Raw genomic sequence first — 14,304 nt, 5'->3', positions numbered from 1 at the left:
TGCCACGCCGATCCACCCCGTTCTCACCTCGAGGATGTCCACACCATGACCGCATCCGTGCCCGCGCCCGATCCCCTCCAGGCCGAACGCGCCTACCTGGCCAGAGCCCGATCCGCCCTCGGGCGCATGTACGAGGACGTCGTCAACACCCCGACCGTGCAGGACAGTTCGGAGGACGCCGACTACACCTTCACCAACCGCCAGCTCGTCCGCTACCGCGAACGGCGTGCCGAAGCCCTCGTCGACTTCCCCGACGTGCCCCTGTTCTTCGGACGGCTCGACTATCCGCCGGGTACCGTCTTCGAGGCCCACGGCACCGACCGCAACGGTACCGACCAGGTCTATATCGGGCGGCGCCACGTGCACGACTCCGACGGCACGCCGCTGGTCCTGGACTGGCGGGCACGGATCTCGTCGGCGTTCTACCGCGCCACCCGGCAGGACCCACGGGGCGTGCTGCTGCGCCGCCGCTACGGCTTCTCCGAGGACGCCGACCTCACCGCCTACGAGGACGAACCCCTCACCTCCGCGAACGCCTCGGACGGATCCCCAGGGACCGGTGCCGCCGACAGGCTGCTGGCCGCCGAGATCGAGCGTCCCCGGTCGGGCCCGATGCGCGACATCGTCGCCACCATCCAGCCCGAGCAGGACGAACTGGTCCGGGCACCGCTGCGTCCCGCTCTCTGCGTCCAGGGCGCGCCGGGCACCGGCAAGACCGCCGTGGGCCTGCACCGGATCGCCTACCTCCTCTTCACCGAGCGCGACCGGCTGCGCCAGGACGGCGGCGTGGTCATCGTCGGGCCCCACCGCTCCTTCCTGTCCTACATCCGCAACGTGCTGCCCGCCCTCGGCGAGGTCGGTGTACGCCAGAGCACCATCGAGGACCTGATCGGCGGGGTGCCCGTCCGACGTGCCGAGGAGGCCGAGGCGGAACGGATCAAGGGCGGGGCCCACATGGCACAGGTCATCGAACGCGCCCTGTGGGACCAGGTGCGCCCGCTGGAGGAGACCCTGGTCGTCGAACGCGGGTCACGCAAGTGGCGCCTCCACCCGGAGGAGGTGGCCGAGGCCCTGACGGAGCTGCGCGGCCGGGGCATCGCCTACGGCGCCGGCCCGAACCTGCTGTCCCAACGGCTGGCACACCTGGTCATGCGCCGGATCGAGAGCGCCGGCGACGCCGGCGACACGGGCACCATCGGCCACCTGCGACGCACCAAGGCGCTGACCGCCGCCGTGCGGCACATGTGGCCCAAGACCGACCCCGCACGGCTGGTGCTGGGCCTGCTCACCCACCCCGACCGCCTCGGACGGGCCGCCGAGGGGATCCTCACCGCCGAGGAACAGGACGCGATCCGCCTGCCCGGCCGCCCGCGCACACCCAAGTCCGCCCGGTGGTCGGTCACCGACCTGGCCTTGATCGATGAGGCCGCCGCCCTGATCGAGCGGCCCGGCACCCTGGGACACATCGTCATCGACGAGGCACAGGACCTCAGCCCGATGCAGGCGCGCGCGATCGCCCGGCGCTGCACCCGGGGCTCCCTGACCGTGCTCGGCGACATCGCCCAGGGCACCAGCCCGGGAGCGGTGGGCGACTGGACCGAACTGCTGGAGCACCTGGGGGAACCGGACGCCCGGCCGACCGTGCTCGACCGCGGGTTCCGCACCCCGGCCCAGATCATCGACTACGCCGCCCGACTGCTCCCGGAGATCGCTCCCGGCCTGGGCACGCCCACCGGGGTGCGTGATGTCCCCGGGGCGCTCCGCGTCACTGCGACGGACCCGGCCGACCTGCCGGCCGCCCTCGCCCTGGCCTGTCGCGAAGCGCTCAAGGGCGAGGGCTCCATCGGCCTGGTGGCCGCCGACGCCGACCTGCCCGATCTCCGGGAACACCTGTCCGCGGAAGGGCTGCGGACCGCGCTCATCGGGGAGACCGAGGACGCGATGGAGACCGACCGGCTGGTGTGCGTACCGGCGACGCTGGCCAAGGGGCTGGAGTTCGACATCGTCGTGGTCGCCGAGCCCGCTCACATCGTTGCCGCGGAGCCACGTGGACTCCACCGCCTCTACGTGGCCCTCACCCGCGCGGTCAGCCACCTGCACATCATCCACAGCGAAGCCCTGCCAACGGCCCTGGAAAACGTCCCCGTGGCGGGGTAGTCCCGCCGGTCACTCACATCGCACAGGGTCGGACCATGCTGTCACTGGTGCCCGAGGCGATGTGTTCACAGCTCATACCTGCATGGGACCGTAGGAGTTGAGCGCTTCCACCAGCTGGGCCTCCTCATAGTCCAGGTGGGCCTCGACCTCGGCGGCCAGGCGCTCGACGTCCTCGCGCACCGTGGCGGGATCACCGCTCGTCACCAGTTCCTGGATGCGGTCGAGGCTGCGGCTGATCACCGAGTGCTCCCTGGACAGGCGCTCCAGCACGGGCGCCAGGTGGGGATGGGACTCCGCCAGCCCGGGGAACAAGTGCTCGTCTTCGGCGGTGTGGTGACCGTGCAGAAACTCACAGAAGGACAGGCACTTCTTGCGGAGCTGTTCCTCCAGTGGACGCGGCTCGCCGGGGCCGCGCGTGGAGTCCAGTCCCTCACGCACTGAGGCCAGCTCGCCGCGCAGCATGTCGTGGATCTTGACGAGCTGATCACCCAGCACCACCGTGCGGTCATCGTCGCGGCGGGCGTCTTCATCGGCTGTGTCGGTCATGTGCTCACTCTCGAGGAAGGGGCGGGGAACCGGGACGGACAAAATATGCCAGTCACTGGCACTATGCCATCACAGGCACAAAATGGCAACGGCGTTCCACCGCCCCCCGCTGTCGCGAGTACGCTGGCCCGATGACCGACCGCCTCACCGAGAGCGAAGCCCCGCTCCCCCTCCGAGAGCGCAAGAAGCTGCGCACCCGGCGCTCCCTCGCCGACACGGCGCTGCGCATGTTCCTGGAACGCGGCTACAACGAGGTCACCCTGGAGGAGCTGGTGGCCGCGGTCGAGGTCTCCATGCGGACCTTCTTCCGCTACTACTCCTCCAAGGAAGAGGTCGCGATGGCGGCCGAGAACGAACTGTGGGACGCCTACGCCGGCGAGGTCGCCCGCCATCCGATCACGGGCCCGGTCCTGGCCCACCTGCGCGACCGCTACGCGTCCGCGGTGCGCGGCCTCCCGGAGGACTGGACCGAGCGCTACCTGGCCTGCCGGGGCCTGGCCGCCCGCACACCGGCGCTGCGCGTGTACCACGCGGGCACCACCCAGGACCTCCAGGCGAGGATGATCGACGTCCTGGAGAAGGAGTTCGACACCGACAGCCGTGAGGACGTCCGGCTGCGGCTGGCCGCGGACATGGCCCTGGCGGCGGTGCGGTACGGCACCAAGAACTGGATGCGCGCCCACCGGCACCGGAACCGTCCCGGCGACGCGCAGACCCTCGTCGCCGAGGTCGCACTGGCCTTCGACGCCCTCCCCGGCGCACTCACTCTGACCGCCGACGCGCCGCCGGACTCCGCCTGAGCGCCGACGCGAACGAGGCGGCGAACACACCAGGGCCCGCTCACGTGCTCGTCCAGGCGGGCCCGGGACGGCTCGGCCGGGGCAGCGGAGAACCGTCCCGGATCACGGCCGGCAGGTGAGGTTCAGGACGCGGTGTGCTCGACGATGGTGTCCTCGTCGGCCGGCGCCTTGCGGGCGCGGATGAGCCTGGTCGTGCGGGAGACGACGAACCAGGCGAACAGCAGCCCGATGATGGCGACGACACCCCTGCTGAGCAGGCTGCTGTACTGGGTCAGGAGGGGGTCGATCTGCGGGCCGAAGACGAAGCCCAGGCCGATCCAGATCGTGTTCCACACACCGCTGCCGATCACGGTGTACAGCGAGAACTTCCACAACGGCATCCGCTCGATACCGGCCGGGACCGAGATGACGCTGCGCACCAGCGGAATGCAGCGGCCGACCAGGACGGCGAGGCCGCCCCACCGCGCGAACACCCGCTCGGAACGGTCGAAGTCCTCCACCTCGAAAAGCGGCACCTTCTCGAACAGCCACCGGGTGCGCTCACGCCCGATGAGAGCTCCGATGGCGTAGAAGATCCAGGCGCCGACCATCGCGCCCACCGTGGCACAGAACAGGGCGAAGGCGAAGTTCATCTCCCCTGCGTAGGAGAGATATCCGGCGACCGGAAGAATGAGTTCACTGGGGACCGGCGGGAACAGCGCCTCGATGGCAAGGGCGATACCCACCCCGACCTCCCCCAGGGTGGAGATCAAACTGATCACCCAGCCGATGAATCCGTCGTACTCCGCACTGGTGTGAGTCGTCGAAGCGAACTGTGCCGCCGCCGGAGAATAGGAGAGCATGAGCGTCCTTGACCACCTTGTTCGATGCAATCAGGAAGGGTCTGGGGGGGTTCCGAACAAGGCACACTCCACCAAGGGAGAGCATTCAATGGAAGGCTAGACCCGGAAACAGTGGTCGGCATCCACCGGAGAGAGGAGATCCGCATGGAAAAGAGATGCGAATGCGCGTCGTCGGCGCATCCATTGACCAGTCCGCCGTGAGCTATCGTAGCGCGCTCCGCAGGCAGATCACCACCATGCACGAAAGTTACTTCCGCACCGCCTGACATGGCCGATCGCTTACCCGGAGATCATCCGACAGAACGATGCGGCGGCGCTGATTCGGCTCCCATTCCGGCTCCGCGTCATCCATGAGTGATATGCGCGGTGGTTCCACCGCCTGCGCTGTCGGCGCTATGGGCCGGAGGATGGATGTAGCGCACACCGGCGGTTCCTTCCGTCCCCCCGTCCCCCGTTCGGCACGTCCCGCGCGCCGTAGTGCGCGGCACCACGTTGGCCGGCCGTCCAACGCGTCCAGTGCAGGACAGTGGTCGGCCTCCACCTCTGCGATGGTTCTCTCCAGGCCACGAGGAGACAGAGGAACACAAGATGCCCACGAAGACCGCGCCCGTGCTGGACGACCGTGCGCTCAACCGCGCCACCCTGGCCCGGCAGGCGCTGCTCGAACCGACCGACGCGTCGGTCCTGGACACCGTGTCCCTGCTCGGCGGCCTCCAGGCCCAGGAACCCCAGGAACCGTTCATCGGACTCTGGTCACGCCTGCGATCCTTCGACCCCGCGACGCTGTCCGATCTGCTGACCGAACGCCGGGTGGTGCGCGTCCACCTCATGCGGCGCACCGTGCACCTGGTCACCGCCGAGGACGCCCTCGCCTGGCGCTCCCGGTTCGACGCCATGCTGCGGCAGAAGGTGATGGGCGTGTACCGCGCCGAGCTCCAGGGCGTGGACCTGGACGAGCTCGCCGAAGCGGGCCGCGCGGTGATGGCCGACGGCGAGCCGCGGACCATGACCGAACTCGTGGCGGCGCTCGCCCACCGGTGGCCGCAGCCGGGCAAGCGGCCCCTGGGCGAGATGCTGGTCTCGGCGCTGCTGCCCGTCGCGCAGGCCCCACCGCGCGGGCTGTGGCGGACCAAGGGTGGCGTGCGCAACGTCCTGCTCTCCTCGTGGCTGGGCCGGGAGGTCGATCCGCCCGCCCCGGAGGGCTGCGACCCGGTCGGCCAGGCCCTGGTCCGGCGCTACCTCGCCGCGTACGGCCCCGCGACCACCACCGACCTGCGTTCCTGGTGCGGGCTGGCCGGGCTGCCCGCCGCGGTGGCCGCCACCCGCGCGGAACTCGTCAGCTTCCGCGACGAGCGGGGAAGGGAGCTGCTGGACCTGCCCGACGCGCCGCGCCCGGACCCCGGCACCGCGGCCCCGGTGCGGTTCCTGCCCGCGTTCGACAACGCGGTGCTGGGCTACCACTACCGGAACCGGATCATCGACGACGAGCACCGGGGCCTGTCGGTGGCCGGTGAGCGCGTGGTGCTGGTGGACGGACGCGTCGCCGCGACCTGGCGGTCCGAGGACGGCGCGGTGGCCGTCACGCCGCTGAGGCCCCTGACCGGGGCCGAGCGGGAGGAGCTCGGCGCACAGGCCGAGCGGCTGGCCCTGTTCCTGTCCGAGGGCGAGAGCGAGCGCGCCCGGATCGACGCCCCCGTCGGCTGACGCGCGGCCCGTCGGACGATCGGATCGGGCTCGCGGACGCCGGCTCCCAGGCCGCACCGCCCGCATCGTCCTCAGCGGACCTGGCTGCCTCGCAGGTAGGCCAGCACCGCCTGGACCCGGCGGTGCACGCCGTCGTCGAGCGGCAGTTCGAGCTTGGCGAGGATGTTGCCCACGTGCTTGCCCACGGCAGCGTCGCTGACCACCAGCTGCCGCGCGATGGCCCCGTTGGAGTGGCCCTCGGCCATGAGCCCGAGCACCTCGCGCTCGCGCGGGGTGAGCCGCTCCAGCGGGTCGGCGCTGCGGCGCAGCAGCTGGCGCACGACCTCGGGGTCCACGACCGTGGCGCCCTCCACCACCTGGCGCAGCGTGGAGGCGAACTCCCGCACGTCGCCGACCCGCTGCTTGAGCAGGTAGCCCACACCGCGCCCGTCGCCGGTGTCCAGGAGGTCGGAGGCGTAGCTGAGCTCCACGTACTGGCTGAGCGCCACGACCGCGAGGCCGGGGCGGTCCCGCCGCAGCCGTACGGCGGCCCGCAGTCCCTCGTCGGTGAAGTCGGGCGGCATGCGGATGTCGGTGACGACCAGTCCGGGGTCGTGCTCGGTGACCGCCTCGACCAGCGCCTCGCCGTCGCCGACGGCGGCGACGACGGGGAATCCGAACCGTTCGAGCACCCCGATCAGGCCCTCCCGCAGGAGCACACCGTCCTCCGCGAGCACGGTCGGAACGGGGCTCAGGCCCCCGGGGTCGGCGGGATCGGTCCGCACGGCAGCTCCACTCGGATTCGGGTCGGCCCGCCTTCGGGGCTGGACAGCTCCATTGTGCCGCCCATGACGGCGACCCTGTCCTTGAGGCCGGTGAGCCCGGATCCCTTGGCGGGGTCGGCGCCGCCCACACCGTAGTCGGTGACCTCGACCACGAGGACGTCGGGCTCACCCGGTGCGCCCGGACCGGTCCTGGCTTGCACGGTGGCGGCGTTGGCCTCGGTGTGCTTGTAGACGTTGGTGAGCGCCTCGGCGACGACGAAGTAGGCGGTGCCCTCCACATGCGCGGGCAGCCGGCCGGGGATCTCGGTGTCCACCCGGGTGGGCACGGGGCAGTGGTCGGCGAGTTCGGCCAGCGCGGCGGGCAGGCCCCGGTCGGTGAGCACGCGGGGGTGGATGCCGCGCACCAGCTCGCGCAGCTCCTCGATGAGGTCGTTGGCCTTGCCCTGGGCGGTGGCCACGCGACGGTCCGCCTCGCCGTCCTCCTCCAGGTCCAGGCGGGCCAGGCCCAGGTCCATGGACAGCGCGACCAGCCGCTGCTGCGCGCCGTCGTGCAGGTCGCGTTCGATGCGGCTGCGCTCGTACTCGAAGGCGTTGACCAGGCGGGCACGCGATTCGGTGACCTCGCTGAGTTCGGCGCGCAGCTCCTCCTTGGGCGGTCCCACCAGCAGGGCCCGGGCGACCGACGCGTGCAGGGCGGACAGGCCAGAGGAGGCGTAGAGCGCCAACAGGAGCAGGACCGGGGCCAGCAGGGTGTAGGGCACGGCCTGGGCGGAGGAGGTGATCTCCACGAAACCGAGGTGTATCCGGCTGCCCGGCTCCTCGTCCAGGAAGAAGGGCGCGGAGATCAGCAGGAGCACGAAGATCCCGAGGAAACCCGTGAGGGCGGCGTTGGCCGCCACCAGGGGAAGCATGAGCCCGGCGTAGACCAGCTCGCGCCAGGTCGCGGCCTCGGTGTAGCGCGTGCGCATCCAGGCCCACAACCCAGGGGGCGGCACGTTGTGCCCGCTCCGGGCGGGAGCGTCCTGGACCAGGCCCAGGCGCCAGCGCTCCAGTGCCCCCAGCGGTAGCGCGAGCCAAGGGCCGAGCACGGCCGTGGAGGCCAGGGAGAAGACCAGCAGGAGCACGATCCCGCCGAAGTCGGCGATCGACTCGAACCTCGTGGTCCACGCCACGAACAGGGCCAGCCACAGGACGAGGATCGGCGAGGCGGCGAGTAACAGGACGAAGGCCACCAGTGTCGAACTGCCGGTGTAGGCCAGGCCCCGCCAGGGCCAGGGTGTGAGCAGGAATCGGGGGCTCGTGATGGCGTGCGACAGCGTGGGTGGGCGGCGTGACGCGGTCTGATGCGTGGTCATGTGCCCAAGGTAGGCAGATCGGCGCACGGGCGGAATCGGCCGCACCCGAGGATCGCCGGTAGGGCGGACCCTACCCTCGGTGACACCGGACCGCTCCCCCGCCCGCCGTGTCCGTGCGCCGCGCCGACCGGGTCCGCGCGCGCCGTGCTCACCGGGTCCGCCTGAGGACGTGCCTGTTCAGCGCTATAGGGTGGTGCGACGTGAGTGCGAAACCGGTAATCCCCGATGTCCTGGCAGCCCGCTACGCGTCCGCGGAGCTGACCCGCCTGTGGTCCCCCGAGTACAAGGTCGTCGCCGAGCGGCGGCTGTGGCTGGCCGTGCTGCGCGCTCAGGCGCGTTTGGGCGTGGACGTGCCCGCCGGTGTGGTGGAGGACTACGAGAAGGTCCTCGACCAGGTCGACCTGGCCTCCATCGCCGAGCGCGAGAAGGTCACCCGCCACGACGTCAAGGCCCGCATCGAGGAGTTCAACGACCTCGCCGGGCACGAGCACGTCCACAAGGGCATGACCTCGCGCGACCTGACGGAGAACGTCGAACAGCTCCAGGTGCGCGACAGCCTGCTGCTGGTGCGCGACCGCGTGACCGCGCTGCTGGCCCGCCTGGGCCGGCTCTCCGCCGAGTACGGCGAGACGGTCATGGCCGGGCGTTCGCACAACGTGGCGGCGCAGGCCACCACGCTCGGCAAGCGGTTCGCGTCGATCGCCGACGAGGTGCTGGTCGCCCACGGGCGGCTGGAGGAGCTCATCGCCCGGTACCCGCTGCGCGGGATCAAGGGCCCGGTGGGCACCGCCCAGGACATGCTGGACCTGCTGGGCGGCGACCGCGCCGCGCTGGCGTCGCTGGAGGACGAGGTCGCCGCGCACCTCGGATTCGAGCACCGGTTCACCAGCGTGGGCCAGGTCTACCCGCGCTCGCTGGACTTCGAGGTGCTCACCGCGCTCGTGCAGCTGGCCGCGGGTCCGTCGTCGCTGGCCAAGACCATCCGTCTGATGGCCGGGCACGAGCTGGTGACCGAGGGGTTCGCCGAGGGCCAGGTCGGTTCGTCGGCGATGCCGCACAAGATGAACACGCGCTCGTGCGAGCGGGTGAACGGGCTGACCGTGATCCTGCGCGGGTACGCCTCGATGACCGGTGAGCTGGCGGGCGACCAGTGGAACGAGGGCGACGTGTCGTGCTCGGTGGTGCGCCGGGTGGCGCTGCCCGACGCGTTCTTCGCCTTCGACGGCCTCGTGGAGACGATGCTGACGGTGCTGGACGAGTTCGGCGCCTTCCCCGCGGTGGTCTCGGCCGAGCTGGACCGCTACCTGCCGTTCCTGGCCACCACGAAGATGCTGATGGCGGCCGTGCGGGCGGGCGTGGGCCGCGAGACCGCGCACGAGCTGATCAAGGAGCACGCGGTGGGCTCGGCCCTGGCGATGCGCCAGGAGGGCACGGGCAACCGGCTGCTCGACCGGCTGGCCGAGGACGAGCGCTTCCCGCTGGACCGGGCGGCGCTGGACGCGCTGCTGGCCGACCGGATCACGTTCACGGGTGCGGCCGCCGACCAGGTCGAGTCGGTGGTGGCGCGGATCGAGGCGATCACCGCCGCGCACCCGGAGGCCGCCGCCTACTCCCCCGGTTCGATCCTGTAGGACCCGCGACCGCGGCCCGTGGGGCGGTGCCCCAGCAGGGGTCGCCTCCCATGGTCGGCGAGAACCAGCCCGGGCCCGGAAGCGCGTGCGACGCGCTCCCGGGCCCTCGTCGTGCGCGGGGCGGTCAGGGCGCGCGGACCACGCCCACGCCGCGGTCGGCGGTGTCCACGTCCGGGGCGATGGCTCCGGTGTCGGCGTGGGCGATCAGCCGGGCGGTGACGGTGGCGGCCGTGTGCGGCACCGGCTCGGCCAGTACCCGCTCCCACCACAGCGCGGCCACGCCCGCCACGTGCGGGCAGGCCATGCTGGTGCCGTTGAGGCTGACGAGGCCCCCACCGGCCCGGGCGGACAGCACGTCCACGCCCGGCGCGCTGATCTGCGGGAACGTGTTGGAGAACGGGGCGATGGCCAGGCCCTGCCCGCTGCGGGCCAGCGCTCCGACCGAGACCACGCCCTCGGCGGCCGCCGGCAGGGAGACCCCGATCTCGTAGTCGGGGTCGACGTCGCGCCGACTCTCGTTGCCGGCCGCGGCGACCACGATCGTGTCCTGGCCGAAGGCCGAGCGCGCCCGGAGCAGGTCCATCAGCGCGTCGAAGAGCCGCAGGTTGGCGCGGTAGGCCTCCAGGGCGGAGGAGGTGGCCAGGTCCGCGGGCCAGCCCTGGGCCACCAGGCGCTCCACCAGTCCGGGGAAGTCGTAGCCCAGCGACATCGACACCACGTGCGCGCCCTCGTCGGCGGCCCACTGGACGCCCTTGAGGAGCATGTCGGAGTCGCCGCTGCCCTGGTCGTCGAGGACCTTGGCGATGATCCCGCGCTCGACGCCCGGCGCGACGCCGATCCTGGTGCCCTCCACGTCGCGGCCGAACACCGTCCCCGCGGTGTGGGTGCCGTGGCCCTGCCGGTCGCCGTCACCGTCACCGGTGAAGTCGCGCTGGAGGAGGTCCAGACCGGCGAAGGCGGGGTGGTCGGCGTCCACGCCGGTGTCCAGGACGGCCACGCTCACCCCCGCTCCGGTGAAGGAGGAGTCCAGGGCGCCCACGGCGGCGACGCCCCAGGTGTGGCCGTCCTCGGTGGCGGGGCCGGTCTCGTCCCCGTACGGGACGGGGGCGATGAGCCGGGTGGGCATGACGGGGGCGACCGCGCGGACCCTGGGGTCGTGCACGGCCTCCTCCAGGTCGTGCTTGTCCATGTCCACGACCTCGATGTCCGGTTCGGCGGCCAGGGATCGGGCACCACCGGGCGGGCTGCCGAGGTCGAAGGGACCCGTGGTGCTAGGGGCACCCAGATCGCGCAGGACGGAGCACTTCTGTCGCATGGCGACTCCTGTCTTCGGGCGAGGCGGTTCCGGCGCGAGCACCGGGCCGCTTCCTTGGACTACCCCGCCCACCCTCCGGTAGCAGTGTCCTTCCAGCCACAGCTTGGTGGCCCTGCGTGTCTATGACGCAGCTCACTATCACGAACAGCCGTAGCGAAAGTGAACACCTATTACGGTAGTGGGGACCGGAGCATCCACCCCGACCCCCGGAGCCACCATGGTCGACTCCTCCGCCTTCGGCACCGCCCTGTGGACGGTCGCCATCGTCGCCGCGTTCACCGTCGCCCTCAGCCTCGCCGCGCTCTCCGACATGGCGATGCGCCGCCGCGAGGACCGCGCCGCCCGGGAACACTCCGCCGGACCGCGGCACAACGGCCGGGACCCGCACGGCGCCCACCAGTAGCTCCAGACCCGATCTGGTGAGGGCCCCGCCGACGGCCCGAGCCACGAGGGTCCTCGTCCAGCACCCGAGTCACACCGCCCCACGAGACATGACCCAATGCGTCGGAGGGGGGTGCAGGTGAGACAGGTCGGGGTCAGAGCCCCGTCGGGGTCGCCCGGCGTGCGGGGCTGTGGCCGATCTCGTCGACATCGAAGGCGGTCAACGCCTCGGCCACGGGGGCGCCGGTGCGCTCGGCTGCGGCCAGCCGCTCCTTGACCTGCGCCATGGTGCGCGGCCGCCACCCCGGGCCGTCGCAGCAGGTGGAGTGGAAGGTGATCCCGGCACGGAGCAGCACCCCTAGCACCCGCCACCCGGCGTCATCTCCGCGCCGCGGGACCTCCAGATCGCTCCCGGCGTCGATCAGCTTCCCCGCACAGTTCGGGCACACCCGGGCGCGCACTTCGTGGCCGCGGTGCTTGAACGCGACCCGGCATTCCAGGCACACGTGATGGCGTCCGAGGTCGGTAGGGCGGGTGCACATGCGCGCCAGTATCGCCCGGGCCGTCATTGAACTGCAAGAACGCCAGTGCAGGGAAGTGACACCACTCCACGGGACGCCGTGAGCGCGCCCGCTCGTCGTCCATCGGGCACGAACCACTACTACGTGGTACCGTGTAGCAGTACTCGGCACCACCGAGTACCGGAGACACCGAAGAGGACCACGATGGACGACCTGACGGAGATGCTGAAGGGCACGCTCGAGGGCTGCGTGCTGGAGATCATCGGCAACGAGGAGACCTACGGGTACGCCATCACGCGCCAGTTGAACGAACTCGGCTTCCACGACGTCGTCGAAGGAACCGTGTACACCATCCTGCTGCGGCTGGAGCGCAACAAGCTCGTGCAGGTGACGAAGCGACCGTCCGGGGTGGGACCCCCGCGCAAGTTCTACGCGCTCAACGACGCGGGACGCGAGGAACTCGCGACGTTCTGGCGCAAATGGGAGTACGTCACATCGCGCATCGACAAGCTCAAGGAGGGCGGACGATGAACTTCTGGGAGACCGTCACCGGCAGCGATATCACCAGGGACTGGAAGGCCTTCGAGGTCCGGGCCGCGGCGCTGCCCCCCGAGCACCGGGCGGCGTGGGATCGGATCAAGAATCACACCCTTCCCCACGCGGACTTCACGGGCCGCAACCTGACGCCGATCCTCGACGCGGCGCTGGGGCTGCTCGAGGAGACGGCCGCCGACGGGCAGAGCATCGACGAGGTGCTCGGCGACGACATCGAAGGTTTCTGCACGGCGCTGGTCGGCGGCGAGGGGAGCCGGACCTACCGCGACCGCTGGCGCGAGCGGTTGAACAGGAACGTCGCGAGGAAACTGGCCCGGCTGGGAGGCTGACGTGGGAATCCAGGACATCATCGAGGGCAAGAAGCAGTGGCGGGCGCACGTGGCGCGGGTGAAGGCGCTGCCGCCCGACTACCAGGTCGTCTACAAGGAGATGCAGAAGTACCTCTTCATGGTCGGACCGGTCGAGCCGGCCGAAGGGAACCTGCTCTCCGAGATCGTCGACTTCTTCGAGGAGGGCGCCGCGCAGGGCAAGGGAGTGCTGGAACTCATCGGCCCCGACGTCGCCGCCTTCTGCGACGACCTGATCAAGGACACGCGCACCTACGCGGACGTCTACCAGGAGTCCCTCGCCCAGGAACGCGGCACGAAGTAGCGCACGCCGGGCACCGACGGCCGCCGCTCCGGCGAGGGCGGCCGCCGGTGCCCGGACCGGCTCCGCGAGGCCCCCTTAGGGGCCGGCCACCAGCTGGGCGAACCGCTCAGGGTCGAGGTTGCCGCCCGAGAGCACCGCGACCGTGGCCTCCGCCCGGCCGGGGACGGTCGGCACCCGGCCCGCGAGCAGGGCGGCCGCGGCCAGTGCCCCGCTGGGCTCGGCCACCAGCCGCGCGCCGTGGGCCAGCACGGCCACCGCGTGCGCGATCTCGTCCTCGGTGACCGTCACGATGTCGTCCAGGCGCGCCGACAGGTGCGCGAACGTCCGCTGGGACAGGCACACCCGCACCCCGTCGGCCATGGTGCGCTGGGTCCGTTCGGGCGGCCATGACACCAGGTGGCCGGTCCGCAGGCTCTCGGCCGCGTCGGCGGCCAGCTCGGGCTCGACCCCCACCACCCGGACGCTGCCGGAGTGGACCGCCGAGACCGCCGTGGCCACGCCGGAGGCCAGCCCTCCCCCGCCCACGGGCACGACGATCGTGGTGACCTCGGGCGACTGCTCCAGGATCTCCAACCCCACCGTGCCCTGTCCGGCGATCACCCGGTCGTCGTCGAAGGGCGGCACCAGCGTCAACCCCTCGTCCCGCTCCAGGCCGTGCGCCACGTCCTCGCGTTCGGCCGGCTGGGCCATGACCACGCGGGCGTCCCAGGCCCGCATCCGGTCGACCTTCACCTTGGGCGCGCCCTCGGGGACCACGACGGTGCACGGCACCCCCTGGGCTCGTGCGGCGTAGGCCAGGGCCTGGCCGTGGTTGCCCGAGGAGTGGGTGACCACTCCCCTGCGCCGCTGTCCCATGTTGAGCAGCGCGACCGCGTTGGTGGCGCCGCGCAGTTTGAACGCGCCGGTGGGCTGCAGGCTCTCCGGTTTGAGCAGGAAGGGCGGGCCTCCGGCCGGGCCGGCGGTGAGGGGGGTGCGCACGATCGAGCCCTCGATCCGGGCGGCGGCGGAGCGGACGTCGTCGACAGTGACCAGTTCCATGGCGCGAGTATGCCCCGGCCGTGGTTCCGCACACGGGACAATGG

15 protein-coding genes are annotated in these 14,304 nt (G+C 71.5%); 8 read left to right on the top strand and 7 right to left on the bottom strand.

Annotated elements, in window-relative coordinates; translation table 11 throughout:
* The first annotated feature begins 45 nt into the window (after positions 1 to 45).
* Positions 46 to 2,157, top strand: a complete 2,112-nt coding sequence (locus tag DFP74_RS20220; RefSeq protein WP_121183731.1) for an ATP-binding domain-containing protein — start codon at positions 46 to 48, stop codon at positions 2,155 to 2,157.
* Between the two features lie 72 nt (positions 2,158 to 2,229).
* Here the strand turns inward: DFP74_RS20220 and DFP74_RS20215 are convergent, their stop codons facing one another.
* The gene (locus DFP74_RS20215) at positions 2,230 to 2,703 is read right to left on the bottom strand and encodes a hemerythrin domain-containing protein (RefSeq protein WP_121183729.1); all 474 of its coding nucleotides are present in this window, start codon (positions 2,701 to 2,703) and stop codon (positions 2,230 to 2,232) included.
* 131 nt (positions 2,704 to 2,834) lie between these two features.
* Between DFP74_RS20215 and DFP74_RS20210 the strand changes: the two genes are divergently transcribed.
* The gene (locus DFP74_RS20210) at positions 2,835 to 3,503 is read left to right on the top strand and encodes a TetR/AcrR family transcriptional regulator (RefSeq protein ID WP_121183727.1); all 669 of its coding nucleotides are present in this window, start codon (positions 2,835 to 2,837) and stop codon (positions 3,501 to 3,503) included.
* 122 nt (positions 3,504 to 3,625) lie between these two features.
* Here DFP74_RS20210 and DFP74_RS20205 read toward each other — a convergent pair whose 3' ends face one another.
* Positions 3,626 to 4,345, bottom strand: coding sequence for a DedA family protein (locus DFP74_RS20205; RefSeq protein ID WP_121183725.1), 720 nt, complete (start codon positions 4,343 to 4,345; stop codon positions 3,626 to 3,628).
* A gap of 588 nt (positions 4,346 to 4,933) precedes the next feature.
* Here DFP74_RS20205 and DFP74_RS20200 point away from each other — a divergent pair.
* Positions 4,934 to 6,049, top strand: a complete 1,116-nt coding sequence (locus DFP74_RS20200) for a winged helix DNA-binding domain-containing protein (protein WP_121183723.1) — start codon at positions 4,934 to 4,936, stop codon at positions 6,047 to 6,049.
* A gap of 71 nt (positions 6,050 to 6,120) precedes the next feature.
* Here the strand turns inward: DFP74_RS20200 and DFP74_RS20195 are convergent, their stop codons facing one another.
* The gene (locus DFP74_RS20195; protein ID WP_121183721.1) at positions 6,121 to 6,813 is read right to left on the bottom strand and encodes a response regulator transcription factor; all 693 of its coding nucleotides are present in this window, start codon (positions 6,811 to 6,813) and stop codon (positions 6,121 to 6,123) included.
* On the bottom strand, positions 6,780 to 8,168 hold the full coding sequence (locus DFP74_RS20190) for a sensor histidine kinase (protein ID WP_121183719.1): 1,389 nt from the start codon (positions 8,166 to 8,168) through the stop codon (positions 6,780 to 6,782). Before DFP74_RS20190 ends, DFP74_RS20195 begins: the two co-directional genes overlap by 34 nt.
* 200 nt (positions 8,169 to 8,368) lie before the next feature.
* Between DFP74_RS20190 and purB the strand changes: the two genes are divergently transcribed.
* On the top strand, positions 8,369 to 9,799 hold the full coding sequence (gene purB / locus DFP74_RS20185; RefSeq protein ID WP_121183717.1) for an adenylosuccinate lyase: 1,431 nt from the start codon (positions 8,369 to 8,371) through the stop codon (positions 9,797 to 9,799).
* A gap of 124 nt (positions 9,800 to 9,923) precedes the next feature.
* On the opposite strand, the gene DFP74_RS20180 is transcribed toward purB, so the two are convergent.
* On the bottom strand, positions 9,924 to 11,114 hold the full coding sequence (locus tag DFP74_RS20180; RefSeq protein ID WP_121183715.1) for a S8 family serine peptidase: 1,191 nt from the start codon (positions 11,112 to 11,114) through the stop codon (positions 9,924 to 9,926).
* Between the two features lie 217 nt (positions 11,115 to 11,331).
* Here DFP74_RS20180 and DFP74_RS20175 point away from each other — a divergent pair, with 217 nt between their 5' ends.
* Positions 11,332 to 11,517 (top strand): histidine kinase, encoded by a 186-nt coding sequence (locus DFP74_RS20175; RefSeq protein ID WP_121183713.1) that lies wholly within the window; start codon positions 11,332 to 11,334, stop codon positions 11,515 to 11,517.
* 133 nt (positions 11,518 to 11,650) lie between these two features.
* Here the strand turns inward: DFP74_RS20175 and DFP74_RS20170 are convergent, their stop codons facing one another.
* Complete coding sequence (locus DFP74_RS20170) at positions 11,651 to 12,037, bottom strand: hypothetical protein (RefSeq protein WP_121183711.1); 387 nt, start codon at positions 12,035 to 12,037, stop codon at positions 11,651 to 11,653.
* Positions 12,038 to 12,220: 183 nt separating this feature from the next.
* Between DFP74_RS20170 and DFP74_RS20165 the strand changes: the two genes are divergently transcribed.
* Genes DFP74_RS20165 through DFP74_RS20155 form a run of 3 tightly spaced genes read left to right on the top strand, consistent with a single transcriptional unit; the run spans position 12,221 to position 13,222 of the window.
* Positions 12,221 to 12,547, top strand: a complete 327-nt coding sequence (locus tag DFP74_RS20165; protein WP_121183709.1) for a PadR family transcriptional regulator — start codon at positions 12,221 to 12,223, stop codon at positions 12,545 to 12,547.
* Positions 12,544 to 12,900, top strand: a complete 357-nt coding sequence (locus tag DFP74_RS20160; protein ID WP_121183707.1) for a DUF1048 domain-containing protein — start codon at positions 12,544 to 12,546, stop codon at positions 12,898 to 12,900. Before DFP74_RS20165 ends, DFP74_RS20160 begins: the two co-directional genes overlap by 4 nt.
* A gap of 1 nt (position 12,901) precedes the next feature.
* Positions 12,902 to 13,222 carry a DUF1048 domain-containing protein gene (locus DFP74_RS20155; protein ID WP_121183705.1) on the top strand — a complete coding sequence of 107 codons (321 nt, stop codon included), beginning with the start codon at positions 12,902 to 12,904 and terminating at the stop codon, positions 13,220 to 13,222.
* A gap of 75 nt (positions 13,223 to 13,297) precedes the next feature.
* On the opposite strand, the gene DFP74_RS20150 is transcribed toward DFP74_RS20155, so the two are convergent.
* Complete coding sequence (locus tag DFP74_RS20150; RefSeq protein ID WP_121183703.1) at positions 13,298 to 14,260, bottom strand: threonine/serine dehydratase; 963 nt, start codon at positions 14,258 to 14,260, stop codon at positions 13,298 to 13,300.
* Positions 14,261 to 14,304: the final 44 nt, after the last annotated feature.

It is taken from the genome of Nocardiopsis sp. Huas11 (assembly GCF_003634495.1).
Lineage (GTDB): Bacteria > Actinomycetota > Actinomycetes > Streptosporangiales > Streptosporangiaceae > Nocardiopsis.
This window is presented reverse-complemented; position numbering and strand designations above follow the sequence as displayed.

Coding starts and splice junctions, on each gene's coding strand:
- DFP74_RS20215 (WP_121183729.1), bottom strand. CDS start 2,703: ATGACCGACACAGCCGATGAAGACGCCCGCCGCGACGATGACCGCACG.
- DFP74_RS20210 (WP_121183727.1), top strand. CDS start 2,835: ATGACCGACCGCCTCACCGAGAGCGAAGCCCCGCTCCCCCTCCGAGAG.
- DFP74_RS20165 (WP_121183709.1), top strand. CDS start 12,221: ATGGACGACCTGACGGAGATGCTGAAGGGCACGCTCGAGGGCTGCGTG.
- DFP74_RS20190 (WP_121183719.1), bottom strand. CDS start 8,168: ATGACCACGCATCAGACCGCGTCACGCCGCCCACCCACGCTGTCGCAC.
- DFP74_RS20200 (WP_121183723.1), top strand. CDS start 4,934: ATGCCCACGAAGACCGCGCCCGTGCTGGACGACCGTGCGCTCAACCGC.
- DFP74_RS20160 (WP_121183707.1), top strand. CDS start 12,544: ATGAACTTCTGGGAGACCGTCACCGGCAGCGATATCACCAGGGACTGG.
- DFP74_RS20205 (WP_121183725.1), bottom strand. CDS start 4,345: ATGCTCTCCTATTCTCCGGCGGCGGCACAGTTCGCTTCGACGACTCAC.
- DFP74_RS20220 (WP_121183731.1), top strand. CDS start 46: ATGACCGCATCCGTGCCCGCGCCCGATCCCCTCCAGGCCGAACGCGCC.
- DFP74_RS20180 (WP_121183715.1), bottom strand. CDS start 11,114: ATGCGACAGAAGTGCTCCGTCCTGCGCGATCTGGGTGCCCCTAGCACC.
- DFP74_RS20175 (WP_121183713.1), top strand. CDS start 11,332: ATGGTCGACTCCTCCGCCTTCGGCACCGCCCTGTGGACGGTCGCCATC.
- DFP74_RS20170 (WP_121183711.1), bottom strand. CDS start 12,037: ATGTGCACCCGCCCTACCGACCTCGGACGCCATCACGTGTGCCTGGAA.
- DFP74_RS20150 (WP_121183703.1), bottom strand. CDS start 14,260: ATGGAACTGGTCACTGTCGACGACGTCCGCTCCGCCGCCGCCCGGATC.